The organism is Streptomyces saintjeani (assembly GCF_055409605.1).
Genome location: NZ_CP189624.1, coordinates 3624847 through 3651162, shown reverse-complemented (window position 1 = coordinate 3651162; position 26316 = coordinate 3624847). Strand labels below are relative to the sequence as shown.

The window sequence follows — 26316 nt, the reverse complement described above, 5'->3', positions numbered from 1 at the left end:
AGATGCCGCAGAATCGGCCCGTGACGACCACTCGTTTCGCGCGCGCACGTGTTCCCGCCACCCTCGCCGTGGCTGTCCCTGTCGTGGTCATGCTCGCTCTCGGGCTGTGGCACATCGACCGTGGCGGCATGTGGCGCGACGAGGCGGTGACCTACGAGGTGGGGCAGCGGTCGCTGCCGCAGATCTGGAAGCTGCTGCACGAGGTCGACGCCGTGCACGGTCTGTACTACCTGTTCATGCACGTCGTGCTGTCCGTGCATGCGAGCGAGGTCACCCTGCGGCTGCCGTCCGTCGTCGGCGCCGCGGTCGCGGCCGGAGCGGTCGCCGCGATAGGCACCCGGCTCGCCCGGCCGCGCGTCGGCCTCTGGGCGGGCCTGCTGTTCGCCTGCACGCCGATGGTCTCCCACTACGCCCAGGAAGGCCGCTCGTACGCCCTTGTGACGGCCGGCGCGCTCGTGGCGACCCTCCTGCTGCTGCGGGCCCTGGACGGCCGCCCCTGGTGGCCCTACGGCCTCGCCGTCGCCGTCACCTGCCTGCTGCACGAGTTCGCCGTCCTGGTCCTGCTCGCCCACGGCGTCACCCTGGTCCTGTGCGGCGCCTCCAGACGGGCCTGGACGCGCTGGATCGCGTCGTCCGGCGCCGCTGTCCTGGTCCTGCTGCCGCTCGTCTACGTCTCCAACGGCCAGTCCAAGCAGGTGTCCTGGCTGACCCGGCCCGACATGAAGCGCGTCGAGAACCTGGCGCACCTGTTCATGGGCGAGTACGGCGCCGTCTTCTGGACCTGCGTCCTGCTCGCCGTGATCGCCCTCCCGAGCCGGCGCCGGCTGTCCGTCGCGACGCTCGCGGCCCCCCTGCTGGTCGTCCCGCCCGCCGTGCTGCTGCTCGCGTCGCAGGAGCGGCCCATGTACGACGACCGGTACGTGCTGTACGCGCTCGCGGGCGCGCCGCTGCTCGCCGCCGCGGGCGGTGACCGAATACTGCGGGGACTGTCCCTCGCAGCCCGGAAGATCTCCCCGCGCGCGGAGGCGGAGGGCGACGCCGTCGGGACTCCGCCCGCGCGCGTGGACGCGCAGACCCTGGCCCTGCGGCTCGACGCCGTCCCCGCGGGCGGGCGCGGCGAATCCGACGGGGGCGGCCTGGCCTTCGTACCGGAGACCCCCTTGGAGACGCCCACCGGGGCGCCCGCGGCGGGGAGTTCGCCGGAGCGTGCGCGCGGGCGTACGGCCTTGCGGGGGGCCGTCGCCCTCGCGGGCGCGCTGGCGGTCGCCGGGGCCTTCGCCTTCCAGCTGCCGGTCCAGCGCTTCGAGCGGACGACCGCCTCGCGCGGGGACAACCTCGCCGAGACCGCCTCCGCCGCCGCACGGATGATGCGGCCCGGGGACGCCGTGATGTACCTGCCGGCGATCGCCCGGCGCCCCGCGGTCACCTACCCGGCCGACTTCCGGGGCACCCGCGACATGACGCTGGACGTCCCCGGACCCGAGTCCGGGACCCTCTACGGGACGGAGCTGTCGCCCGCGCGGGTGCGCCGCAACCTCCAGGACGTCGACCGCCTCTGGGTCGTCTCCCAGTCGTACGTCCTGTGGAAGGGCAGCACGTGGTCGCCCTCCGACCCGGTCGAGAAGGCCAAGCTGGAGATCGTCAAGGACGACTTCGTCGCGGCGCAGCCCCGCCAGGTCGCCGTCCTGCGCGGGACGGTGGTCCGGCTGTACGTGCGCAAGGACCGGGCCTCCTAGGGGCGCCGCTCCTCCAGCGCCGCCTCGTCCAGGGCCGCGGTGAGCGTGTCCAGCTGGCCCTTCAGGGCGCGGATCCCCTCCAGGTCGAAGCTGGTCGCGGAGACGATCCGGCGGGGGACCTGGAGCGCCTGCGCGCGCAGGGCGGTGCCCTCGTCGGTGAGGCGGATCTCGACCGAGCGCTCGTCGCGCGCGCTGCGCTCGCGGCGGACCAGGCCGGCCGCCTCCAGGCGTTTGAGGAGGGGGGAGAGGGTGCCGGAGTCCAGGCGCAGGTGCTCGCCCAGCTTCTTGACCGGGAGGGTGCCCTCCTCCCACAGGACCAGCATCACCAGGTACTGGGGGTAGGTCAGGCCGAGGTCCTTGAGGATCGCTCGGTAGACGCCGTTGAAGGCGCGCGAGGCGGCGTGCAGGGAGAAGCAGATCTGGTGGTCCAGGCGCAGCCAGTTCTCCTCGGCTGCGGCGGGCGTCGGCGTCGTCGGGCTCATGGCACCAGGGTAGCTCTTGCGGGCCATTCAGTTGTGCACAATTCAATTGTGTGCTCTAATCATCTCCGTGAGGCGGTCCCGGAGCGCAGGCGCGAAAGGACCGGCCACCCCCGTCACGACTCTCCAAGAGGGATGGTTCGAACCATGGACGCGATCTACACCGCAGTCGCCACCGCCACGCACGGCCGCGACGGCCGGGCCTACACGAACGACGGCAAGATCGACGTCGCGCTGGCCCTGCCGACCGAGCTCGGCGGCAACGGCGAGGGCACCAACCCGGAGCAGCTCTTCGCCGCCGGTTACGCCGCCTGCTTCGGCAGCGCGCTCGGCCTCGTCGGCCGCAACGCCAAGGTCGACGTCAGCGACGCCGCCGTCACCGCCGAGGTCGGCATCGGCAAGCAGGGCGAGGGCTTCGGCCTCAAGGTCACCCTCCGCGTCGAACTCCCCGACACGGTCGACGAGGCCACGGGCCGCAAGCTCGTCGAGACGGCCCACCAGGTCTGCCCCTACTCCAACGCGACCCGCGGCAACATCGAGGTCGACCTCATCGTCGAGTAACCGTTTCACCCAAGGGTGACCCATCGGCCTCACCCCGCCCGGGACCCCCGAAGGCCCCGCAAACACCCCCAGCGGCCCCTCGGGCCGTCCGGTGGGTTCGTTCCGCCCCCGCTACCCCCGGCTGGGCGGAACGGCCCTCCAGGCGGCCTGAGGGGCCGTCGGCGTGTCGCCACCCGGCCCGCCTAGTACCGCACCCGAGCCAGCACCTCCCCCGTCCGCCGGCTCCAGGCCACCACCACCGCCTCCTCCGGCACCCGATGCCACCGGGTCAGCAGCAGCCACCGCACCCGGTACCGGCGTCCCAGCAGGGCCCGTTCGGCGGGACCCGCCGCAGGCGACAGGTACGCGCGCACATCCGCGAGCCGCGCGCTGCGCACCCCCTCCGCCACCGACGCGTCCGGCCACGCGGGCGCGGCAAGGTTCGCCCCGTACCCGGCGATCGCATGGACCGCGTGGTACCCGTCGGTGATGACGACCTCGCCGGGACGGATGTGACGGGCGGCCCAGTCGTACGAGGGCCAGTCGGGCGGCTGGTCGAAGCCGACGGGATCCAGCGCGCGCGGGACGACGGCACCGGCCTGGACGGTCCAGAACCCCAGGCACGCGGCGACAGCGGCACACCCCGCGAGGACCCGGCGACCGGACGCCCAGGGCCGGGGAGCCGACAACTCCACGGCGAGCGCGAACTGGAGGGGAACCAGGGCGAGCCCGAACACGCGCCCGTACGTGTAGTGCCCGCTCACCCACCCGTACGCCACCACCCCGCACTCCAGGACGAACAGCAGCACCAGCGGATCCCGGGCGGAGCGCCGCGCACGCGCGTAGAGGGCCGGCACGCCGAGCAGCGCGAGCCAGAAGTGTCCCCACAGATCGAGGTACAGGCGCCGGTGCATACCGTCGACCCCGGTGTCCCCGGCGAGCGCGAACACGTCGAAGTACGGCCAGCTCCCCGCGACGGCGACCGCGACGACCCCGGCCGTCACCCACCGCGCGAGCGCGCCGTCCCGCCACCCCCGCTCCCACCCGAGGACGAAAGCGGCACCCCCGAGGAACGCGGCCACAGAGGTGATCGGATGCACCAGAAGGATCACCCCGTAGAGGGCGCCCAGCGCGGCGTACCCGGCGAAACCGCGCATCCCGCGCGGGCCGACGAAACGCACCCGGCGGGCATCCCGCGCGCGTGCGCCGGTCAGAGCCCACGCCCAGAACGTCAGCCCGGCGGCGAACGCGGACGGATAGGGCAGGGTCCCGGTCATCGACATCAGCCCGAGATAGCCGCTCCACCAGGCGCGGTCCGTCCCCCACAGGAGCGTCATCGCGGCCAGCGCGAGAACCGGCGCCCAGGGGCGCGGCGTCAGCACCCGCACGAACCGCCCGACCCCGGTGAGCAGCACCAGCAGGTTCACCGGGGCGGCGAGCCGCAGCACCTCCCACCCCGTCAGCCCGGTCACCCGCGCGAACACGGCCTGCGCGAGCGCGTACGGCGAGTAGTACGGGCTCCCCGCACCCGGCAGATCGGCGGTGGGGTGCCGGGGCTCCAGCAGGTTCGCCTTCAGCCGCTCGATCACCGCCGCGTGCTGCCCGGCGTCGCAGCACGGGGGCACCCGCCAGCACGCCAGCGTCATCACCAGGAAGAACCCGAATCCGACCACCTGATAGGGGCTCGGCCGCCACACACGGCCACCACGCAACGCCGTCACCCCGCGCGCGGGACGACGGGTCAGGGCGCCGGCGCTCACCGGGCGGGGGACAAGAGGGGGATCAGCGGCATTCCGGGTATCTTCCCGGCCGGACGGGCGGCTTTACTGCTGATCACCCGGTCGGGTGATCACACGAACGGCCTCCGGCGGGAACGCCCTCCGCTCCACCTGCCCTCCGGTACGGGCCGCACCTCCGCCGAGGCCGCCTCACCAGAAGGCCCCGGCACCCACCCCACCCGCTCCAGCAGCAGCGGCACCCCCACCACCGGCAGCACCCACACCAGCACCACCAGCCGCCCGCCCCAGATCCCGATGTCCGGATGCCCCGCCTGCGTCACCACCCCCGTACACGCGACGGCCACCGCGAACACCCCGAACCCCCGCCGCCGCCCCACCCCCCACACCCCGGCGGCGACAGAAACGAGCAGCAACGGCTCCCACAACTGCCGCCGCAGCCACTCCACCCAGAACCGCGCCTCCAGCCGCAGCAGCTCGCCCCACGGCCGCGCCCGGTCGGGATACGCGAAATGCCCGGTCAGCAGATCCTGAACACTCTCGGAGGCCGACGGGAAGTGCAGCACCCGGGCCAGCAGCACCACCCCCAGCACCCCACCGAAACTCACGCCCGCGATCGCGCCCACCCCGCACCGGGGCCGCAAAAAACAGAAACCGGTTGCAGCAACAGCCAGACACAGCGCCAGGAACAGCGCCTGCGAGTGCTTGACGGCGAACAACGCGGCCAGCGCGCAGCCGATCAGAGCGACACCGGCGCCGACCCGGCCACGCTCCACGACCAGCGCGCACCCCCACAACGCCGCCAGCGTGAGCGCCAGCATCAACCCCTCGGCCATCGGCCGCATCGCGGTCGTCCCGACCGGCAGGACGTAGTACAGGACCTGCCCCGTCAGACACGCGACAGGCGGCGCGCGCAGCGTCCGCAGGATCAGAAAGACCAGCACCCCACCGAGCACGGCGACGCTCACACTCGCCGCCCACACCCCCCACGTCACCCCGAACACCGCGAGGAACGGCACGAGATACGCCGGATACCCGGGCCGCGCCTCGAAGATCCGCATGAACCGCGCGGACGCGAACGGCACGGTACGGCCCTCGACCTGACCGCCCCGGAGCCGCGCCTCGACACCCCGCCACTCCTTCGCCCGACACGCGGCGACAACACGCGCACGAGGACTGGGCCCACGGAACCGCGTGACATCAACACCCTGCCGCCGAGCGGCGATCGACCCCCGCCCGGCGCACACGTAGTCGATCGTCGCCGAGGCCGCGGCCCGCTTCCCGTCGCCGCGCAACGACAGCGCGTACGACAGGTAGTTCTTGGAGTCGGGCGTGTCCCGCCCGGTCACGCCCGCGAGTTGGCACACGGCGAACAGCGCCGCCAGCACCCACGCCCACGCCCGAGCCCTCACCCGCCCGCCGCCGGCTCGCCGAGCAGCAGGGTCCGTACGACGCGCTCGGCGGCGTGTCCGTCGTCGAACGCACAGAACCGCGCCCTGAACTCCTTGCGCAGCAGGGCGGATTCCTCGTCCCGCCAGCGACCCGAGGCGAACAGCTCCGCCAACTCCCCCTGACCGCGCGTGACATGGCCGGGCGGCTCGGCGGTGACGTCGAAGTACAGTCCCCGCGCGGCGGTGTACGTGGCGAGGTCGTCGGCGTGGACGACGATCGGCCGGTCCAGGTTGGCGTAGTCGAACATCAGGGCCGAGTAGTCGGTGACGAGGACGTCGGACGCCAACATGACCTCCTCCACGTGGAGTTCGTCCGTCGCGTCGACCAGCACCCCGCGCCGGTGCAGCTCTGCGAGCCCCATCCCGCGCACGGGCCCCGCCGCGAGCGAGGGGTGCAGCCGCACGACGAGGGTGTGGCCCTCGCCGAGGCCGGCGGCGAACCGGGCGAGGTCGATCCGGTCGGCGTGCCCGCCCCGGACATGGTCGCGGCGGGTCGGCGCGTACAGGACGACGGTGTCCCCGGCGGGGATGCCGAGCCGCTCGCGCACCTCGACTCTCCTGTCGGGAGAGGCGGTTACCAGGACGTCGTTGCGGGGACTGCCGGTGCGCGCCGAGGCGAAGTGGCACGGGTACGCCCGCTCCCACACCAGCTCCGAGTGCAGGTTGGCGACCAGGCTGTGGTCCCAGCGGTCGGCCCGGCGCAGCATGCGCGGTACGTCGAGTCCGTAGCGGGCGCCGGGTTTGGTGAGGAGGTCGGCGGCCATGTACTTGAGCGGGGTGCCCTGGTGGGTGTGGATGTGCGTGCTCCCGGGACGTTTCACGAGAGCGCCGGGCCAGGTGACGTTGTTGACGAAGTACGAGGCCCTGGCCGCGAGTTGGCGGTAGGCGCGGGAGTCGGGCAGGACGCGTTCCACGTCGTCGGGGACGCCCGTCACCTCGTCCCGCACGACCCACACGCCGCGCAGGTGCGGGGCGATCTCACGCGCCGCGTAATAGATCGCGGCGGGGTCGCCGAGGACACCCCGGTGCGAAAACGCCGAGTACAGCACCAAGTCGGGATCCAGCGGCCGGTTCGAGCGTGCCTTGGCGGCGGTCCGGCGGGCGCGGGGCACGGCCGCCCCGCGCAGCCGCTTCCGGACGGCCTCCACGCGCTGCCGGGCCAGATAGGCCGCCCAACTCCCGTATAGCACCCGCAGGTTCGGCGGAATCGATTCCTCGTCCGGCCGGTGCGCGCGGAACAGTTCGGCCGTACGGCGGAAGAACTCGGCCTTGTCGGCGGGCGGGAGCCGGTTCGGCTTGCCGAGGATGTCGAGGCAGTGCTCGCCCAGCTTGCGGTGCAGGAAGGGGCGCCAACTGGCAAGGTCCGGGCGGGAGTCGAGGAACGCGAAGACCCGGCCGTACTGCTCGTGGACCTCGAAGTGGCGGCGGCTCGTGGTGGACAGGATGCTGCCCTGGCGGCGCTGGCGGTAGAACACGCAGACGCGGTCGAGCAGCGCGATCCGCTCGGCGCTGAACATCACCGGGAACGTCCACGGCGTGTCCTCGTAGTAGCCCGGCGGGAACGCGAAACCGTGCCGCTCGACGAAGTCGCGGCGCTGCACCTTGTTCCACGCCACCATCATCAGGTCGAGGACTTCGGGGAGTTGGGACGCCGAGAACACCTCGTCCGTCCTCGCCAGCACCTGCGCGAGAACGTTCCGGCGGACCCCGCCCCACCAGTAGGAGCGCGCGTAGTCGAAGACCAGGACGTCCGGATCGCCGCTCTCCGCGAGCCGGTCCGCGATCGCCGCGAGCGCGCCCGGCGTGAGCGTGTCATCGCTGTCGAGGAAGAACAGGTAGTCGCCGCACGCCTGCGCCGCCCCGGCGTTGCGCGCGGGGCCGAGGCCGACGTTCTCCGGCAGGTGCAGCACCCGTACCCGCTCGTCGCGGGCCGCGTACTCGTCGAGGATCCGCCCGCTGTCGTCCGGCGAGCAGTCGTCGACGGCGATCACCTCGAAGTCCGGGAACGACTGCGTGAGCAGCGAGTCCAGACACTCGCGCAGGAAACTCCGGACGTCGAAACAGGGCACGATGACGCTGAAACGAGGCACGTCAACTCCTCAGGGCCGGGGCCGGGGTGCGTTCGGACAGCGGGACCACCGGCGGCAGCGACTCCGGCGGCTCCCCGAGCAACACCCGCCGTACGACCCGCTCTGCGGCCATCCCGTCGTCGAACTCGCAGAAACGGGACCGGAACGCGGCCCGCAGCCCCGCCGACTCCCTTGACCCGTAAGCCTTTTCGGCGAAGATCCGCGCCAGCTCCTCCGGTGTCCGCGCCACCGGCCCCGGCGGCGTCCCCGGCAGGTCGAGGTACACGCCCCTGGTCTCGGCGTACACCTCCCAGTCGGGCACGTACACCACGATCGGCCGGTCCAGGTTGGCGTAGTCGAACATGATCGACGAGTAGTCCGTCACCAACACGTCGGCGGCCAGGCAGACTTCCTCGGCCGACGGATGCCCGGTCACGTCGATGACCCGTCCGGCTTCCAGCCGTGGACCCTGGTCGTAGTAGTAGTGCGCGCGCAGCAGGACGACGACGTCGTCACCGGCCGTCGCGCAGAACTCGGCGAGATCCAGGCCGGTTTCGAACCCGGAGCGGTAGTCACGGTATGTCGGGGCGTACAGAACGGCCGTCTTGTCGTCCGGGACACCCAACTCGCGCCGGATCGCGGCGACTTCGTTGGCGGTCGCCGTGTAGAAGACGTCGTTGCGCGGATAGCCGTACTCCAACTGCTCGTACGTGCCGGGGAAGGCGCGCTCCCAGATCTGGGTGGAGTGGCTGTTGGCGGAGAGGTTGAAGTCCCAGCGGTCCACCTTGCGCATCAGGGTGGTGTAGCTGCCGGTGACCGAGGCGACCACCGGGTACCTCGCCTGGTCGACGCCCATCGTCTTCAGGGGGGTGCCGTGCTGGGTCTGGAGGTGGACACTGCCCTCGCGCTTCACCACGGCCGCCGGGAAGTTGGCGTTGTTGACCAGGTAGGTGGCGGTGGCCAGCAGCTCCGTGGCGCGCCGGCCGCCGAGCGTCGCGTGCTCGACGCCCTCGGGGACGGTGCGCTCCCGGCCGGGCTCGACGAGGAACACCGACCTGATGTGCGGGGCGAGTTGACGGGCCTTGGCGTGGATCGCGGCCGGGTTGCAGGTGTAGCCGCGTCCCCAATAGGCGCAGTACACCGCCAGGTTGGGGTCCAGCGGGAGTTTGAGAGGCGACGGGGAACGGCGGGGGAGTGTGAACGCCCCCGCCTTGCGGTACCCCCGCCGCAACGCCCGGAACAGTGTGAACGCGCCCGCCGCCAGCAGCAGATGCTGCACCCCGAGACTTCCGCCCGGCCTGCGGAACCCGGCGGGCCGGTAGCGCCGGTACATCCGCCCCGCCCGCCGGAAGAACGCCCGCCGCTGCCACCCGGCCAACCGGTCGGGATGCGCGGCGGTCTTGAGGACGGCGGCGAAGAGCTGGCCGAAGAGCGGCCTCAACCGCTCGGCGGGAAGCCTCAGTTGCACCGCCCGCCACAGCACCAGCTCGGCCTGGTCGAGGAGGTGGAGGTGATGCTCACCCGGCAGATTCAGCCGCCCGCCCTGCCGCCGCAGCAGATGCCGCACGACGACCCTCCGCAACACCGCGACCCGCTCGGCGTGCAGAGCCACCAGCCCACCGAACCCGACATCGGTGAAGTGGCCGCCGGGGAAAACGATCTGATGCTCACTCAGAAACCCGCGCCGGTACACAGCACTCCACGCCGGCATCTGTACGCCGGTGAGGTGCGGAGCCCGCGCCGGTGCGAAGACCCCTTTCGGCGCCCGGAGCTTGGCGGCCGGGTTGGCCGGCTCGCCCTCCCACCAGGGCAGCCGTTCGTGCTCGACGTGCAGGACGTCCAGCTCGCCCGTCTCCTTCAGCCGCGCGGCCACGGCGGAGAGCGCGTCCGGCGCCAACTCGTCGTCCCCGTCGAGGAAAAGGACGTACACGCCCCGCGCCCGCAGCAGACCGGCGTTGCGGGCTCCGGCCAGCCCGGCGGACGGCGGCGAGTGCACCGGGACGATCCGGGCGTCCCGCTCGGCGTACCCGGCGGCCACGGCAGCCGCTGGGCAGTCGGGGCCGTCGCAGACCGGGATCAGCTCGAAGTCCCGGAAGCGCTGGGCGAGTACGGAGTCCAGCGCGAGGGCGAGCCGGCCCGCGACGCCGTGGGACGGGACGATGACGCTGAAGCGGGGCATGCGGGTCCTTCTGTGCTGCGGTCGTGCCGCCGCCGACCGGGGCAGGCGGCTGACGTCGTCTCAGATCAACACCCTTAGAGGTCAACGTCCCTGAGGAGAGAGGGAGTTGCTGCCCGCCGGGCGCGGGATGCCCGACCGGGTCGAGGCCGCCGGTGTGCGCCGGTCCAGCGGAACGACCGGCGGCAGCGCGGCGGGCTCCTCGCCCAGCACCACGCGCCGTACGACGCGTTCGGCGGCGTGGCCGTCGTCGTACGGGCAGAAGCGTTCCCGGAACGCGGCCCGCAGTTCGGCCGAGCGCGAGCCCCGCCAGTGGCCGGTCGCGAAGATGTCGATCAGCTCGTCCTCGCTGCGCGCGACCGCGCCGGGCGGGAAGGCGCGCAGGTCGAAGTAGGTTCCCCGCGCTGCCTCGTACGCCTCCCAGTCGTCCGCGTGGACGACGATCGGCCGGTCGAGGACCGCGTAGTCGAACATGATCGACGAGTAGTCCGTGACGAGCGCGTCCGCCGCGAGGCACAGGGACTCGACGCTCGGATGGTCGGTCACGTCGATGACCCGGCCCCCGCGCGGCAGGACGTCCGGCTGCCAGTAGTGGGCGCGCGCGAGGACCGTGAACCCCTCGCCGAGCCGGGCGAGGACGCGCTCCAGGTCGAGGGAGACGCGCTGCGAGCGCCGGTAGTCGCGGTGGGTGGGGGCATAGAGGATCGCGACCGTGTCGTGCGGGATGCCGAGCGAGGCGCGGATGCGTGAGACGTCGTCCGAAGTGGCTTGCAGCAGAAGGTCGTTGCGCGGGTAGCCGGTCTCCAGCGTCTCGTAGCCGCCCGGGTAGACCCGCTCCCACGTCAGCGTCGTGTGCCGGTTCGCGGAGACGACGTAGTCCCACTTGTCGACGCCCCGCAGCAGCTCCGCGAAGTCCACGTCCCGGCCGGCCGCCGGATGGTCCTGGAGGTCGAGACCCATGTGCTTGAGCGGGGTGCCGTGCTGGGTCTGCACGAAGACCTGGCCGGGCCGTTTGACGAGCCTGCGGTCGAAGTTGACGTTGTTCACGAGGTACTTGGAGCGCGCGAGCGCCGTCCAGTGGGCGGCCGTGCCGGGGGCGATGCGGCGCGGACCTGCCGGAATCGTGTGCTGGTACTCGGAGTCGGCGATCCACGCCGTACGGACGTGCGGTGCGAAGACCCGGAACGCGGACTCCAGCGCGCCCGGATTGCAGCCGTAGCCGCGTCCCCAATACGCCGAGAACACCGCTGAGTCGGGCCGCAGCGGGAGCTTCAGCTGGATGCGGTAGTGGAGTTGGAGGAGGGCCGCCCGCAGCGCGCGCCGGGCCCGCGCCGAGAGGGCGCGGGTACGGCCGCGCAGGGCCATCGCCGACTGGGCGGCGCGGTACGTGCGGTGCAGGCCGAAGCGGACCAGGCAGTGGCGCATCCGGGAGCGCAGCGGAATCTTGGCGCCCGGGGAGCGGTAACGGCGGTAATACGTACGGGCGTTGCGCAGGAACTCGGCGCGGTCCTCCTCGGGGAGGCGGCCCGGCCGGGTGAACACCGTGGAGAGGTGGTCGACCATGCGGCGGAACAACACCGGCCGCCAGTGCGCTAGTTGAGGGCGCTGGTCGATGAACGCGAAGACACGGTCGTACTGGTCGAAGACGTCGAAGTGCTTGCGGCTCGTCGTGGAGAGGATGTTGCCCTGCCGGCGCCTGCGGTAGTGCACGCAGACCCGGTCCAGCGTCGCGATCGACTCGGCCGCCAGCAGGGCCGGGTAGGTCCAGGGCGTGTCCTCGTAGTAGCCCGGCGGGAAGGCGAGGCCCTCGCGGGCGGCGAAGTCGCGGCGTACCGCCTTGTTCCAGGCGACCATCAGGACCCGCAGCAAGCCCGGCCGGTCCGCCAACCGGAAAGGCGCCGGGCCGAGTTCGGTGAGCTGCCCGGCGAACGTGTCCCGCTCGCGCTCACCGCTCCAGTGGACGCTCGCGTAGTCGTAGACCAGGACCTCCGGCTCGCCCGTCTCCTTCAGCCGGTCGGCGATCGCCCGCAGCGCGTCCGGGGTGAGGGTGTCGTCCCCGTCGAGGAAGACCAGGTAGTCGCCGGACGCCCGCGCGATCCCGGCGTTGCGGGCCGCGCCGAGACCGGTGTTCTCCGGCAGCCGCAGCGCGCTCACCCGGGCGTCGCGGGCCGCGAACTCCTCGATGATCTCGCCGCAGGCGTCCGGCGAACCGTCGTCCACGGCGATCAGCTCGAAGTCCCGGTACGACTGGGACAGTACGGATTCGAGGCACTCGTGGAGATACGCCTGGACCTTGTACGCGGGGACGATGACACTGAACCTGGGCAACGGGGACATCCATGGGTCGGCGCGGGCGTTCTGCCCGGCAACGCGGCCCGACGTGCGATGGTTACGCAGGGTTACGGCATCTGGGGGACACGCCGCACCCGAACGGCCCGACGCGTCCCCCGAAGTTGTGCAACCGCTTGCACCGTTTGTTGTGCAACCGTTTGCACTCCTGTTTCCGGCACCGCCTACTTCACCGCCCCCGCCATCACCCCCGACACGAACTGCCGCTGGAACGCGAAGAACACGACCAGCGGGATCACCATCGAGATGAACGCGCCCGGCGCCAGCACGTCGATGTTGTTGCCGAACTGCCTGACCTGCGTCTGGAGCGCGACCGTGATCGGCTGGCTGTCGGCGTCCGTGAAGACCAGCGCGATCAGCATGTCGTTCCACACCCACAGGAACTGGAAGATGCCGAGACTCGCGATCGCCGGACCGCCGAGCGGCAGCACGACCCTTGCGAACAACCGGAGTTCACCCGCGCCGTCGAGCCGCGCGGCCTCCAGCAGTTCGCGCGGGATCTCCGCGAAGAAGTTGCGCAGCAGGAACACCGCGAACGGCAGCCCGAACCCCGTGTGGAACAGGATCACCCCGAACACCGACCCGAACAGGCCCAGTTTCCCGAAGAGTTCGGCGATCGGGATCAGCGCCACCTGCACGGGCACGACCAACAGGCCGACCACGCCCAGGAACCACCAGTCCCGCCCCGGGAACTCCATCCACGCGAACGCGTACCCGGCGAGCGCCCCGATGACGACGACCAGCACGGTCGCCGGCACCGTGATCAGCACGGTGTTGAGGATCGAGTTCGTGATGTCGCTGTTCTCCAGCAGCTTCTGGTAGCTGGAGAAGGTGAGCTTGGACGGCTCGGCGAACACCTTCCACCAGCCGCTCGCGCTCATCTCCTCCGGCGTCCGCAGCGACGACAGCAGCAGCCCGATCGTCGGCACGAGCCAGAACAGCCCGACGACGATCAGGAAGACGCGTACGGCACCGCTGTTGACCTTCTCGACCAGTTTCGCGATCACCGCCGCACCTCCCGCCGCAGCCGCCGTACGTTGAACCACATCACCGGGATGACGAGCAGCAGCAGGAACACCGCGATGGCGCTCGCGACACCCGGCTGGTCCTCGGAGAAGCCCTTGCGGTACAGCTCCAGCGCGAGGACGTTCGCGTCGTCCTGCGAGGAGCCCGGCGCGATGATGAACACCAGGTCGAACACCTTCAGCACGTTGATCATCAGCGTGACGGTGACGACCGCGAGCACCGGCGCGAGCATCGGTACGGTGATCCGCCGGAACACCTGCCACTCGTTCGCGCCGTCGACGCGCGCCGCCTCCAGCAACTCCCGTGGCACACCGGCGAGTCCGGCCGCGATCAGCACCATCGCGAACCCGGCCCACATCCAGATGTACGAGCCGATGATGGCCGGGGTCACCAACGACGGTCCCAGCCAGTCGAGTCCGTTGTACGCCTCCTTGAAGTTGCTTGCGGGGAGCCGGAGTCGAGCACCGTCGGCGGAGGCCGGCAGCGTGAACGAGCCGTCGTCCCCCGCCTTGGCCGAGGCGACGACCTCGCCGTCCTTCACCGCCTCGATCTTCATGCCGGCGTACCCCAACTCCGAGGCGTCCGGCTTCCCGAGGCGTCCGACGCCCTTGCCGCGGGTGAAGTCCTGCCAGGCGGTGCCGGTGATCTCACCCCGCGCCGACGGCTTGAGAACGGCCGCCTTCGCGTCGTCCGGCATCTGGTCGGGAGCCACGCCGACCAGCGGGAGAGCGACCGGAGTGCCCGCCTGTACAGGGGACTTGGTGATGAACCCGCCCCCGTCCGCGGTCAGCGGCGAGTTCCGGCCGGGGTGCGCCTTCGGGAACGCGGAGGACTGCGCGAACGTGTCGTGCACCCCCACCCAGACCGCGTTCGCGACCCCCTTGTCCGGGTCCTGGTCGTACACCAGCCGGAAGATGATCCCGGCGGCCAGCATCGAGATCGCCATCGGCATGAAGACGACCAGCTTGAACGCCGTTCCCCAGCTCACCCGTTCGGTCAGCACCGCGAAGACCAGACCGAGCGCCGTGGTCAGGGTCGGCGCGAAGACCACCCAGATGACGTTGTTCTTCAGGGCGGTTCGGATGCCGTCGTCCGAGAACAGGGACTTGTAGTTGTCGAAGCCGGCGAAGGAATCGCCGGACTGGTCGTAGAAACTCCTGACGACCGAGTACCCGATCGGGTACACCACGAGCGCGCCGAGCAGCACCAGGGCGGGCAGCAGAAACAGTGCCGCAACCGTTTTCCTGGTGCCGGTCACGCTCTTTCCCGGCGACGGGGCGGGCTGCGCCGTCACCGCGTCAACTCCCGTAGGCCGCAGCGGCGTTCGCTTCGAGCTTCGCCTGCGCCCCGGCCACGTCGGACGGTTTCATCAGGAAGTCCTGGAGGTCCTTCCACTCGCCCTTCCCCGGTGTCCCGCCGAACGCCTGCGGCGTCTGGTCGGACATGTCGAAGCGGAAGTCGTCCCCCGCCTTGATGAGCGCCTCGGCGATGGTCCGCTGCACGTCGTTCGGGTACGCCGAGAACGGCACGCTCTTGTTCGGCGATAGGTAACCCCCCAGCCCCGCATGGATGGTTGCCGCGTCCGGCGAGGCGAGGAACGCCGCGAGCGCCTGTGCGCCCGGCGAGTCCTTGAAGACCACCGCCGCATCACCGCCCGAGACGACCGGCGCGGTGTCGCCGACCTTCGGGAACGGGAACACCTTCGCGTCCGTCCCGATCTTCGCCTTCGTCTGGCCGATGTTGACCTGCACGAAGTCGCCCTCGTAGACCATCGCCGACTTCGGCTGGTCGCCGCCGGTGAACGTCTGCGTCACCGAGTTGGGGAACTGGAGCTGGAGCGAGCCGCTCGCGCCGCCCGCCAGATAGTCCTGTTTCCCCCAGATTTGTGCAAGCGTTTTCAGCGCGGTTGCCACGGACGGGTCCGTCCACTTGATCTCGTGCTTGGCGAGCTGGTCGTACTTCTCCGGACCCGCCTGCGAGAGGTAGACGTTCTCGAACCAGTCGGTGAGCGGCCAGCCGTCCGCGCCGGGCACCGAGAACGGAGTGACCCCTGAGTCGTAGATCGTCTGCGCGGTGGCGAGGAGTTCGGTCCAGGTCTTCGGCTCTGTCGCGCCCGCGTTCTCGAAGACCTTCGCGTTGTACCAGACCAGCGATTTGTTGGCGGCCTTGTAATAGACGCCGTACTGCTTGCCGTTGACCTTGCCGATGTTCTGCCAGCCCTGCGAGTAGTTCTTCTGGACCTCCTTGAGCGCCAGGCCCGTCACCGGCTTGGCCCAGCCCTTGTCGACCGCCTGTTTGATCGCGCCCGGCTGGGGAAGCAGCGCGATGTCCGGCGGCTTGCCGCCCGCGATCTTCGACCCCAGGAAGTTGACGATGGGGTCCTGCGCCGGGACGAACGTCACCTTCGCCCCGGTCCGCTTCTCGAACTCCGCCAGCACCTTCTTGAAGTTGGCCTGCTCGCCGCCCGACCAGACGGCGGCGACCTCCAGCGTGGTGCCGTCCAGCTTCGGCAGGGTGAGACCGCTGCCCGTCGTCTCCGTCCCGCTGCTGCCGCCGTCGCCGGACGGCTTGTCGTCGCTGCCGCCGCAGGAGGTGAGCGAGAGCGTCAGGGCTCCCGCGAGAAAGGTCGTGGCGGCCGTCTTCACGGTTCTGCTGCGCATCACTGCCCCGTTCTTCGTTCGTCGTCGAACGTCGAGCGTTGTCCCGTGTGTTTGCTGACTCATGGACTTTGGTCCTACGGGTCTACGCCGGGTGGATGGGGTCGGCAAGAGCGCAAACGGTGTCAAGCGGGTGATTGTGACGGCGTCGTGATGACGGAGGGTGCTCTCAGGTCGCCAGCAGGGAGGGCACCTCCGCCGCCGACACCTCCTTCGCCGCCCGCTCCAGCGCGCTCGCCAGCAGCGCCAGGTCCGTCGGCCCGTTGCCCAACTCGCGGACGGGGCGGCGGGCCGGCGGGTCACCCATGCGGTGCCACTCCAGGGGCGTGACGGTCGGCCGCAGCGTCGCCGTGCGCGGGATACGGCCGGTGACCCTGCCGCCCTGGAACGGCGCCGTACGGCCGTCCGGCGTGCCGAGCCGCCCCCGGCCCGCCGACGGACCGTCAGCGGCCGTCCCGGGCGCCTCCAGGACGATCCTGAGCGTCGCCCGGCGCGCGGGCTCCGACTCCGCCGTACGGCCGCCCGGACCGGCCGCCGCCACCAGGTGCACGCCGAGCCGCGCGCCCTCCCGGGCGACAGCCTCCAGCGCGCGCGTGACCGACCCCGCCGAGGGGCGGCCGGGAGAGCCGAGGGCGGGCGAGAACAGTGCGTCCAGGTCGTCGACCACGACGACCAGGCGCGGCAGCGGGGGCGCGGCGTCCGCCTCGGGCCGGGACTTCGCCGCGCTCGGGCGCAGGCGCAGGGTGGTGCTGGGCGGGGCTTCGAGGTCGGTGGCGCCGGGGGAGTGGGGGGTGAACGCGGGGGCGGGGTCCGTCGCGGTGCCCCGGGGCGGGGTGGCGGTCTGGGAGGTCAGGGTGCCGCCGGTGCCTCGGGGAGCGGGGGTGCCCGGGCCTGCGGCGGCCTGGACCGCGCCGGTGTGCGCAGGGGCGCTCTGCGCGGGGACGGTGTGGCCGGGTGCGGCGTGCTGGGCTGCCGGGCCCGGCGCGGCGGCCTGGCGCGCGGGGGCCTGGAGGCTCGTCGCGCGCTGGTTCACCAGGTGGCCGGACAGCGTGCGGTGGGTGTGCCAGTCCGTGAAGTCCGTGCGGCCCAGGAGTTCGGCGCGCCGCTTCAGCTCGGCCGTCAGGGACTGCGCGAACTCCCGCATGACCACCGGGTCGTTGGCGGTCAGGTGCGTCGTGACGTGCGGGAGGTCCGTGCACACGCGCAGGCCCTCGCCGGAGCGGCCCAGGCTGTCGCGGCCGTCCATCAGGACGACGCTCAGCCGGTCCGGGCGCTCGGCCGCCGCCAGCGACGCGACGATCGCCCGCAGCAGCTCCGTACGGCCGCTGCCGTCCGGCCCCTCGATCAGCAGGTGCGGGCCGTCGGCGACCAGGTCGGCGACGACCGGCCCGCGCGCGCCCGCGCCGAGGACGGCCAGCGCGCGCCCGCCGACCGCGTCGGTGTCGTCCGCCGCGTCCGCCCAGCGGGCCATCAGCGAGGCCGGGGTGGCCCGCGCCAGGCCCAGTTCGTCCAGGAGGCGCGCGGACTGCGGCAGGGGCACCGCCACGCGCGCGTGCCCCTCGCCCGGGGCCGCGTCCGGCCGCAGCGGCGCCAGCGCCCGCGCGAACCGCTCGGCCCACGCGGCGGACACGGCGTCCACCGCGCCCACGGTCCCCTCACCCACCGGACCACCGCCCGGCGCGACCCGCACGAGCCGCAGCACCGTCGCCACGTCCCCGCCGAGCAGCCCGACCGCCCCGCACTCCCGCAGCAGCGGCACGACCGCGCACGCGGCCTCGTACGCCCCCGCCACGGGCAGCGTCAGCGACCCCGGGTCCGTCTCCGACAGCACCAGCACATGCACCCCGACCTCGGGCCCGCGCCGCACCAGCCGCCCGAGCGCCTCACGCAGCGCGGGCGTGCCGGGGTCGCCGTCCACGACGACCACCGTGTACGGGCCCGGGAACACGGGCGCGCGGTCCTCCTGCGCCCAGGAGGGCCGGGACCGGGCGGTTTCCCCGGGGACGTCGGCGGACGCGTGGGCGTGGTGCGAGCCACGGGACTGGGCCGGGAGCGACATGCCGGGCTCGGCGGGCGTGTCGGCGCCGCCCGCTGCGGGGCTGGTGCCGGACCGCCCGCCCGCCCGCGAGGCGTCGCGTTCGTCCAGCCGGTGCAGCAGCTCCTGCACGCGGGCCGTCGCCTGTTCGTGGTCGTGGGCCAGGAGGAGCCGGCAGTCCTGGGAGTGGGCCGGGCGCACGTGCGGCAGCCAGCCGAGCCACGACCACTCGGCGGCGCGGTCGGCCGGCGGGCGGGCGCGGTCGGTCGTGAGGAGGACGATCTCCAGGGTGTCCGGCGAGTGCAGCGCGGCGAACTGCGCGAGGACCGCGCGCGCCAGCCCCGCCAGCCGAGGCCGGGGACCGGCCAGCCCCAGCGCCCCCGCCTCGCGCAGACCGGCGGTGACCGGTACGGCGGGCAGGACGGACCCCTCGGCCGTCGTACGGTCGGCGGTCGCCAGGCGGACCGTCAGGAACTCGGAGTGCCCCGGGGCGCGCTCCCACAGGCGCGGGCCGGGACCCAGCGCCGTCAGCAGCAGGGCGGCGGGGTCGGGCCAGATCTCGGGGCCGGGCGGAGCGACGACCGACGGCGCCCGCTCGGACGTACGGTCCTCGGCGTCGTCCTCCTCCTGCGCCCCCGGCGTGTTCCGGTTCCCGGTCAGCCGCCGCGCCCACGCGGAGAGGCCACCGCGCCGCCGGCCGCTCTGCGGGACGTCCTCGGGAGCGCCGTGGACACCGTCGCCCGCGCGCGTGTTCCCCGCTTCGTCCGGGGACGTCGTGGGGGAGCCGATGCCGGAACGGCCGCCGTGGGTCTCGGTGGAGGAGCCGGAGGCGGGCCTGAGGACGGGCCGTGCACCCTTGGGCAGCGTGCCGTCGAACTCGGCGCGCCGTCCCTCGGCCGCCGGACGCCTCTCGGCGCCCGCGTGACCCTCACCCCCGGCACGCCTCTCGATCCCCGGCGCACCCCCTTGGCCCGGAACCGAAGCCCCCGCGCGCGAGGCCCCTCCCGAACCCTCAGCGCCGCCCGGCGTTCCGTGGGACCCCGCCCCCGCGCGCGAGGACCCCCACGCCGGATCGACATCCCCGTACGCGTGCCCCGTCCCGCGCTCGCCCTCCACGCGCGCGTGCGCGACCCGCACATGCCCCTCGCCGTCCGGCGTCGTCGGCATCCGCGACGCCGCCTCCCCGGGCGGAGCCAGCCGGAGGGCGGACTCGCCGATGCGCAGGAGCGCGCCCGGCGGGAAGTGGACGGCGCGGTCGGTGACGCGCGTGCCGTCGAGGGTGGTGCCGTTGGTGGAGCCGAGGTCGGTGACGGTGACGAGGCCGTCGGGGGAGAGGGTGACCGCGCAGTGGACGCGGGAGACGTCCGGGTCGTCGAGCGGGACGTCCGCCTCGGTGGAGCGGCCGACGCGGATCTGCCCGCCGTGCAGGAGATGCACCCCGCCCGCGTCGGGCCCCGCGACCACGTGCAGGCGCGCGGGTGCGGCGTCGATCTCGGGGTGCGCCTCGGGAGCGGCCGGGACGGCCAGGGAGAGGACGGCGCCGTCGGTGAGGGGCGGCTCGCCGAGCGTCGCACGCGTCGCGTCCAGCCGCTGCTCGCCCGCGTACAGGACGACCGCCCCGCTTCCGGGGGCCTCGCCGGTCACGGCCGACGCCAGCGCGGAGGCGACCGCGGCCAGGGCCGTGCCCGCCGGTGCCGTCACCAGCACGTCGCTGCTCGCGGTCCGGCCCCGGGCCTCGGAGACCGGGGCCTGCGGGTCTACGACGGTCAGCCGGATCTGCATCGCCGTCAGCGGTCCCTTCTGCCCCGGGCGCGGGCTTCCCCCGCCCCGCACGAGCGCGTCGGCCAGTACTGGGGGCATCCTCGCACCTGTCACTGACAACGTGCCCGCCCCCGACCGCCGAGTGATCTTGATTGGTCGGCTCTGCCCGCAAAAGTGCCGGACGGACGGTCCGTCGATGATCACTTGAGATCCGTCACGTTTCGGGCCCGGCAACCATCGGACCGCGGAACGCGTCTTTCCGGTGAAGCCGGAGGACTTCCCGGTCTTACCCGGTCATTCGGCGTCAGGATGTTGACAGGCCCTCGAACGCGCGCGGGAGGACGCCCGTACCCATAGCCGGACGACAGCCCCGTCACCGGGTCTCAGCACTACAGTGGTCGGAACATATGCAGGCACATCGGCAATCACCAGGGAGCGCGTGACGTGCGGCCAGTCGGCAGCAAGTACTTGCTTGAGGAGCCGCTCGGACGCGGCGCCACGGGCACCGTCTGGCGTGCCCGCCAGCGCGAGACCGCGGGTGCCGAGGCAGCCGTCGCCGGACAGCCCGGCGAGACCGTCGCCATCAAGGTCCTCAAGGAGGAGCTGGCGAGCGACCCGGACATCGTGATGCGGTTCCTGCGCGAGCGCTCGGTGCTGCTGCGCCTGACCCACCCGAACATCGTCCGGGTCCGCGACCTGGTCGTCGAGGGCGACCTCCTGGCCCTGGTCATGGACCTCGTCGAGGGCCCCGACCTGCACCGCTACCTGCGCGAGAACGGCCCCTTCAGCCCCGTCGCCGCCGCCCTGCTGACCGCGCAGGTGGCCGACGCGCTCGCGGCGAGCCACGCGGACGGCGTGGTCCACCGCGACCTCAAGCCCGCCAACGTCCTGCTGCGCCAGTACGACGGCCAGATGCACCCCCTGCTGACCGACTTCGGCATCGCCCGCCTCGCCGACTCCCCGGGCCTCACCCGCACCAGCGAGTTCGTCGGCACGCCCGCGTACGTCGCGCCGGAGTCCGCCGAGGGCCGCCCGCAGACGTCCGCGGTGGACATCTACGGCGCCGGCATCCTGATGTACGAACTGGTCACCGGCCGCCCGCCGTTCGCCGGGGGATCCGCCCTCGAAGTCCTCCACCAGCATCTGAGCGCCGAACCGCGCCGCCCCTCCACCGTCCCGGAACCCCTGTGGACGGTCATCGAGCGCTGCCTGCGCAAGAACCCCGCCGAACGCCCCGGGGCGCAGTCCCTCGCGCGTGCGCTCCGCATCGTCGCCGAGGGCACCGGCGTGCACGCGAACTCGATGCAGATCGCCGCCGCCGAGGGCGTCGGCCACATCCTCACCCCCGACCCGGCCCCCGCGGCCGTCCCGGGCGCCGACGGCTCCGCCGACCCGACCCAGGTGCTGCCGCACAGCGCACCCGCGGGCGCGTACGACCCCAACGCGGCCACCAGCGTGCTCCCGCACACGGGCGCCGCCGACCCCACCGCCGTCCTCCCGCACGCGGGCGCGGCGGACCCCACCGCCGTCCTCCCGCCGGTCCCCCCGGGACAGCAGGGCCCCGGCCAGCAGGAGCCGCACCCCTGGCAGAACCAGATGCGCGCCGCGCGCGACCGCAACGAGCAGACGCAGGTCCAGTACCTGGACCCCGGTGAGGACCCGCTGCGCCGCCGCCCCCAGCGACAGGTCGCGCACCCCCAGCACCAGCCCCAGCAACCCCCGCAGGGGCCTCCCCAGGGCCCCCCGCAAGGCCGTCAGCAGCGCGGCCCGTCCGCGCAGGCGTATGGCTACCAGCAACAGCCGCCCCAGCAACAGCAGTACGCGCCCCCGCAGCCGCCACCCCAGCCGCAGCGGTACGCCCCCGCGCCCGCGCCGGAGCGCCGTCAGCCCCAGCGGCCCGCCCCCGAACCGCGCGAGCGCGAACCCCGGGAGCCGCGCCGGCGCAGCGCCAACCCGATGCGCGTTCCCGGGCTCGGCTGCCTCAAGGGCTGCCTGTTCACGATCCTCATCCTGTTCGTCGCGAGCTGGCTGATCTGGGAGTTCTCGCCCCTCCAGGACTGGATCGGGAGCGGCAAGGGTTACTGGGAGCAGCTCACCGACTGGTTCGACTCGGTCAGCGAGTGGTTCGGCAGGCTGGGCAACTGATCGGCGAGTTTGGGGATTTGTCGATATCCGGCGGGTGATTTCCGCCTCCGCTGTGAAGGTCGGCCCTTCGGACGCGTACGTTTAGCCGCAACACGCGTCGGTAGGAGCAGTCTTGGCACGGAAGATCGGCAGCCGGTACACCGCCCACCAGATCCTGGGGCGGGGCAGCGCCGGCACGGTGTGGCTCGGCGAGGGCCCCGAAGGGCCCGTCGCGATCAAGCTCCTGCGCGAGGACCTCTCCTCGGACGAGGAACTGGTCGGGCGGTTCGTCCAGGAGCGCACGGCGCTGCTCGGGCTCTCCCACCCGAACGTGGTCTCCGTACGGGACCTGGTGGTCGACGGCAACGACCTCGCGCTCGTCATGGACCTCGTCCGGGGCACGGACCTGCGTACGCGCCTGGACCGCGACCGGCGGCTCGCGCCCGAGGCGGCCGTCGCGATCGTCGCGGACGTCGCCGAGGGGCTCGCCGCCGCGCACGCCGCAGGGGTCGTACACCGCGACGTGAAGCCCGAGAACGTCCTCCTGGACATGCAGGGGCCCCTCGGGCCCGGCGGGTCCCACCAGGCGCTCCTGACGGACTTCGGCGTCGCGAAGCTGATCGACACGCCGAAGCGCACCAGGGCCACGAAGATCATCGGAACACCCGACTACCTGGCCCCCGAGATAGTCGAAGGGCTCCCCCCGCGCGCGTCGGTCGACATCTACGCGCTCGCGACGGTCCTCTACGAACTGCTCGCCGGGTTCACGCCGTTCGGCGGCGGCCACCCCGGGGCCGTCCTGCGGCGGCACGTCACCGAGTCCGTCGCGCCCCTGCCGGGCATCCCCGACGAACTGTGGCAGCTTCTCGTCCAGTGCCTCGCCAAGGCGCCCGCCTCGCGCCTGCGCGCGTCCGAACTCGCCGCGCGCCTGCGCGAGCTGCTGCCGTCCCTCGCGGGGATGCCGCCGCTGGACGTCGACGAGCCCGGGACGGAGGCCGACGAGACCGCCGACGAGCCCGAGCCCGACACCGCCGCCTCCGGCCGCGCCGTACGCCGTGGCGCGGTGCCGCTCGTGCCGGGCGCCAAGCCGGACTCCAACCGGGACACGCATACGTCGATGAGGGTGCCGGCCGCCGACGAGCTGGCGGGGGGCGCGCACGGCACCGCCCGCGTCCCGCGCGCCTCCGGCGCACCCCGGCCCGGCTCCGCCCGCAACCGTGCCTCCACGCGCAGGCGCAGGGTGCTCATCAGCGTCACCGGAGTCGCCGTCGCCGCAGCTGTGGGCGTGGGCGCCTGGTTCGCGACGTCGGACGGCGAGGCGCCCGCGCGGGAGACGGGAAACTCGTCGCCCTCCTCGCCCTGACCCCCCTCCGTACGGCGGCAGCGGCGGCGTTGTCAGTCGTTGCCGTTAGGCTGGGGGTGTGGCAGTCGTCGATGTATCCGAAGAGCTGAAGTCCCTCTCCTCGACCATGGAGTCGATCGAGGCCGTCCTGGACCTCGACAAACTGAGGGCAGACATCGCCGTGCTCGAGGAGCAGGCGGCGGCGCCGTCCCTGTGGGACAACCCGGACGAGGCGCAGAAGATCACCAGCAAGCTGTCCCACCTCCAGGCCGAGGTCAGGAAGGCGGACACCCTGCGCGGTCGGATCGACGACCTCTCCGTCCTCTTCGAGATGGCCGACGAGGAGGACGATCCGGACACCCGCGCGGAGGCCGAGTCCGAGCTCACGGCCGTCCGCAAGGCGCTGGCCGAGATGGAGGTCCGTACGCTGCTCAGCGGCGAGTACGACTCCCGCGAGGCGCTCGTCAACATCCGCGCGGAGGCCGGTGGCGTGGACGCCGCCGACTTCGCGGAGAAGCTCCAGCGGATGTACCTGCGGTGGGCGGAGCAGAAGGGCTACAAGACCGAGCTGATCGAGACGTCGTACGCCGAAGAGGCCGGCATCAAGTCGACGACGTTCGCGGTGCACGTGCCGTACGCGTACGGACAGCTCTCCGTCGAGCAGGGCACGCACCGGCTCGTACGGATCTCGCCCTTCGACAACCAGGGGCGGCGGCAGACGTCGTTCGCGGGTGTCGAGGTGCTGCCGGTCGTCGAGCAGACCGACCACGTCGAGATCGACGAGTCCGAGCTGCGGGTCGACGTCTACCGGTCGTCCGGGCCCGGTGGCCAGGGCGTCAACACGACGGACTCCGCGGTGCGGCTCACCCACCTCCCCACCGGCATCGTCGTCTCCTGCCAGAACGAGCGCTCGCAGATCCAGAACAAGGCGACCGCGATGAACGTCCTCCAGGCGAAGCTCCTTGAGCGGCGCCGGCAGGAGGAGCAGGCCAAGATGGACGCGCTCAAGGGGGACGGCGGCAACTCCTGGGGCAACCAGATGCGTTCGTACGTCCTGCACCCGTACCAGATGGTCAAGGATCTGCGCACCGAGTTCGAGGTCGGCAACCCCGAGGCCGTGTTCAACGGTGAGATCGACGGGTTCCTTGAGGCCGGAGTTCGCTGGCGCAAGCAGCAGGAGAAGTAGAGCTGTAGGTTTGTCGACAAGGCAATCGTCCCCGGAATGGGGGCGGTTGCCTTTCGTGTGCCGTGGTGTCTGGGTTTTACGTCACACTCACAGATTCCTTCACCCGGCATAGCGTGCGCAGGTGGACATTGCGCGCGCAACGGCCTTGACGGTGCTGTGAAAAATCGGGAGGGTGCAAGCTGGCACGCGTTGTCTGCGAGGCGTATGTGAACCGGGGGACGTGGATCGACTCCGTCCCCCGTCGATCACCGCTTCGACGACGCTGCCCCTCCCTGACGAACAGCTACTGGGGGTAGCAGCCATATGACCAAGAAGACGCGCGTCCGTATCGCGCGTATAGCCGCCGGCTCGATCATGGCCGCCGGTGCGTCCCTGACGGTGGCCGGCATCGCCTCCGCCGACCCGGTCGACCCGCCGCCGCCGGGCGACGACTGCACGATCGTGATCTGCCCGGACCCGACGACCGGCGGTACGTCGTCCGGTACGACGGGTGAGACGACGTCCACGGGTGGCTCCAGCACCACGGGCGAGACCACTTCGACGGGCGGGTCCAGCACGACCGGTGAGACGACGTCCACGGGCGGGTCGAGCACGACGGGTGAGACCACGTCCACGGGCGGTTCGACCACGACCAGTGGTTCGACCACGGGTGACCCCTCCACGACCGGTGGCTCCACCACCACGGCCGGTGGCCTGATCTCGATCGGCGGCACGTCCTCCAACGGCGGTTCGTCCTCGACCGGTGGTTCGTCCACGACGGGCGACCCCTCCACGACGGGCGGCTCGACCACCACGGGCGGCTCGTCCTCGACCGGCGGTTCCTCCTCCACGGGCGGCTCGTCGTCGACCGGTGGCTCCACCACGACGACCGGTGGCTCGTCCTCCACGGGTGGGTCCTCCACCACGGGCGGTTCGGGTTCGACCGGTACGAGCGGTTCCACCGGCACCAGCGGGTCCACCTCCGGCGGTACGACTCCCGACTCCTCCGGCGGCACCAGCGGCCCCTCCACCCAGGAAGAGGGCAGCTCCGCGCTGACCGACACCTCCTCCTCCGCCTCGTCCTCCTCCGAGGCCACCGCCCAGGGCGGCAACGAGGAACTCGCCGAGACCGGCGCCGGTCAGACCACGTTCCTGGTCATCGGCGCCGCGACGATGATCGTCGGCGGTGTCGGCTTCCGCGTCCTGCCGCGCCTCGTCGAGGGCCGTGGCGGCGCGGCTGCCTGAACCGGGCGGCCGTACGTCCCGTAGCTGAAGAAAGAGGCCCGGAGCCGATGCTCCGGGCCTCTTCCGCGTCCTGTTGTGTCCTGGGGCCCGCTAGGCGGTCTGGTGGGCCAGCAGGGCCACCGCCGCGACGAGGACGACGAGCGCGGCGATCAGGGCCGCGGGGCTCAGCGAGCCCAGCCAGTTCTCCTGCTGAAGCCGCTCGCGGTTCGCCCGGCACACCGGGCACCGGCCCTCGCTCACGGGCGCCGCGCAGTTAGCGCACACCAGCCGGTCGTACGTCATGCGCTCGCCCTCCTTCGCACCGGTTCTGCTCTCCACAACGCTCCGGGAAACGGATACGTTCCCGCCTTCTACTGTGCCAGGTTCCCCCGGGACCCGCGCCGGATCGCCCAGGACGAGGGCGGGCGCCCCTTCCCCGCCCGCGC

Annotated in this window: 17 protein-coding genes; 6 read left to right on the top strand and 11 right to left on the bottom strand. The window is 72.3% G+C overall.

From position 1 onward, the window contains the following. The first annotated feature begins 20 nt into the window (after positions 1-20). Positions 21-1736 carry a glycosyltransferase family 39 protein gene (locus ACQCO7_RS16410; RefSeq protein WP_464072530.1) on the top strand — a complete coding sequence of 572 codons (1716 nt, stop codon included), beginning with the start codon at positions 21-23 and terminating at the stop codon, positions 1734-1736. Here the strand turns inward: ACQCO7_RS16410 and ACQCO7_RS16405 are convergent. Beyond that, a complete protein-coding gene (locus tag ACQCO7_RS16405) occupies positions 1733-2218 on the bottom strand; it encodes a MarR family winged helix-turn-helix transcriptional regulator (RefSeq protein WP_464072529.1) in 486 nt (161 codons plus the stop codon). The two genes, ACQCO7_RS16410 and ACQCO7_RS16405, sit on opposite strands and share 4 nt — an antisense overlap. Positions 2219-2362: 144 nt before the next feature. Between ACQCO7_RS16405 and ACQCO7_RS16400 the strand changes: the two genes are divergently transcribed. Next, complete coding sequence (locus ACQCO7_RS16400) at positions 2363-2776, top strand: organic hydroperoxide resistance protein (protein WP_010360380.1); 414 nt, start codon at positions 2363-2365, stop codon at positions 2774-2776. Positions 2777-2958: 182 nt separating this feature from the next. Here ACQCO7_RS16400 and ACQCO7_RS16395 read toward each other — a convergent pair whose 3' ends face one another. The 9 genes from ACQCO7_RS16395 to ACQCO7_RS16355 form a co-directional block, all read right to left on the bottom strand. Continuing rightward, positions 2959-4515: a hypothetical protein gene (locus ACQCO7_RS16395; RefSeq protein WP_464072528.1), complete on the bottom strand. Its 1557-nt coding sequence runs from the start codon at positions 4513-4515 to the stop codon at positions 2959-2961. 89 nt (positions 4516-4604) lie between these two features. Then, entirely contained in the window at positions 4605-5903 is a 1299-nt protein-coding gene (locus ACQCO7_RS16390) for a hypothetical protein (protein ID WP_464072527.1), read from the bottom strand. After that, positions 5900-8032 (bottom strand): bifunctional glycosyltransferase/CDP-glycerol:glycerophosphate glycerophosphotransferase, encoded by a 2133-nt coding sequence (locus ACQCO7_RS16385; RefSeq protein WP_464072526.1) that lies wholly within the window; start codon positions 8030-8032, stop codon positions 5900-5902. The genes ACQCO7_RS16390 and ACQCO7_RS16385 overlap by 4 nt, the downstream gene beginning before the upstream one ends. 1 nt (position 8033) lies before the next feature. Next, a complete protein-coding gene (locus ACQCO7_RS16380) occupies positions 8034-10190 on the bottom strand; it encodes a bifunctional glycosyltransferase/CDP-glycerol:glycerophosphate glycerophosphotransferase (RefSeq protein ID WP_464072525.1) in 2157 nt (718 codons plus the stop codon). 81 nt (positions 10191-10271) lie between these two features. Beyond that, positions 10272-12515: a bifunctional glycosyltransferase/CDP-glycerol:glycerophosphate glycerophosphotransferase gene (locus ACQCO7_RS16375; protein WP_464072524.1), complete on the bottom strand. Its 2244-nt coding sequence runs from the start codon at positions 12513-12515 to the stop codon at positions 10272-10274. Between the two features lie 185 nt (positions 12516-12700). Further along, positions 12701-13543 (bottom strand): carbohydrate ABC transporter permease, encoded by an 843-nt coding sequence (locus tag ACQCO7_RS16370; RefSeq protein WP_464072523.1) that lies wholly within the window; start codon positions 13541-13543, stop codon positions 12701-12703. Next, the gene (locus ACQCO7_RS16365; RefSeq protein WP_464072522.1) at positions 13540-14820 is read right to left on the bottom strand and encodes a carbohydrate ABC transporter permease; all 1281 of its coding nucleotides are present in this window, start codon (positions 14818-14820) and stop codon (positions 13540-13542) included. The genes ACQCO7_RS16370 and ACQCO7_RS16365 overlap by 4 nt, the downstream gene beginning before the upstream one ends. A gap of 40 nt (positions 14821-14860) precedes the next feature. Next, positions 14861-16222, bottom strand: coding sequence for an ABC transporter substrate-binding protein (locus ACQCO7_RS16360; protein WP_464072521.1), 1362 nt, complete (start codon positions 16220-16222; stop codon positions 14861-14863). Positions 16223-16388: 166 nt separating this feature from the next. Then, positions 16389-20036 carry an FHA domain-containing protein gene (locus ACQCO7_RS16355; protein WP_464077216.1) on the bottom strand — a complete coding sequence of 1216 codons (3648 nt, stop codon included), beginning with the start codon at positions 20034-20036 and terminating at the stop codon, positions 16389-16391. Positions 20037-20459: 423 nt separating this feature from the next. Here ACQCO7_RS16355 and ACQCO7_RS16350 point away from each other — a divergent pair, with 423 nt between their 5' ends. The 4 genes from ACQCO7_RS16350 to ACQCO7_RS16335 all read left to right on the top strand — a co-directional run bounded on the left by ACQCO7_RS16350 (position 20460) and on the right by ACQCO7_RS16335 (position 25891). Further along, a complete protein-coding gene (locus ACQCO7_RS16350; RefSeq protein WP_464072520.1) occupies positions 20460-22160 on the top strand; it encodes a serine/threonine-protein kinase in 1701 nt (566 codons plus the stop codon). A gap of 112 nt (positions 22161-22272) precedes the next feature. Continuing rightward, the gene (locus ACQCO7_RS16345; RefSeq protein ID WP_464072519.1) at positions 22273-23502 is read left to right on the top strand and encodes a serine/threonine-protein kinase; all 1230 of its coding nucleotides are present in this window, start codon (positions 22273-22275) and stop codon (positions 23500-23502) included. A gap of 58 nt (positions 23503-23560) precedes the next feature. Further along, entirely contained in the window at positions 23561-24667 is a 1107-nt protein-coding gene (prfB, locus tag ACQCO7_RS16340) for a peptide chain release factor 2 (RefSeq protein WP_409117978.1), read from the top strand. Positions 24668-24970: 303 nt separating this feature from the next. Further along, entirely contained in the window at positions 24971-25891 is a 921-nt protein-coding gene (locus tag ACQCO7_RS16335; RefSeq protein WP_464072518.1) for a hypothetical protein, read from the top strand. A 90-nt stretch (positions 25892-25981) separates the two neighbouring features. Here ACQCO7_RS16335 and ACQCO7_RS16330 read toward each other — a convergent pair whose 3' ends face one another. Next, positions 25982-26173 carry a hypothetical protein gene (locus tag ACQCO7_RS16330; protein WP_409117980.1) on the bottom strand — a complete coding sequence of 64 codons (192 nt, stop codon included), beginning with the start codon at positions 26171-26173 and terminating at the stop codon, positions 25982-25984. Positions 26174-26316 lie beyond the last annotated feature (143 nt).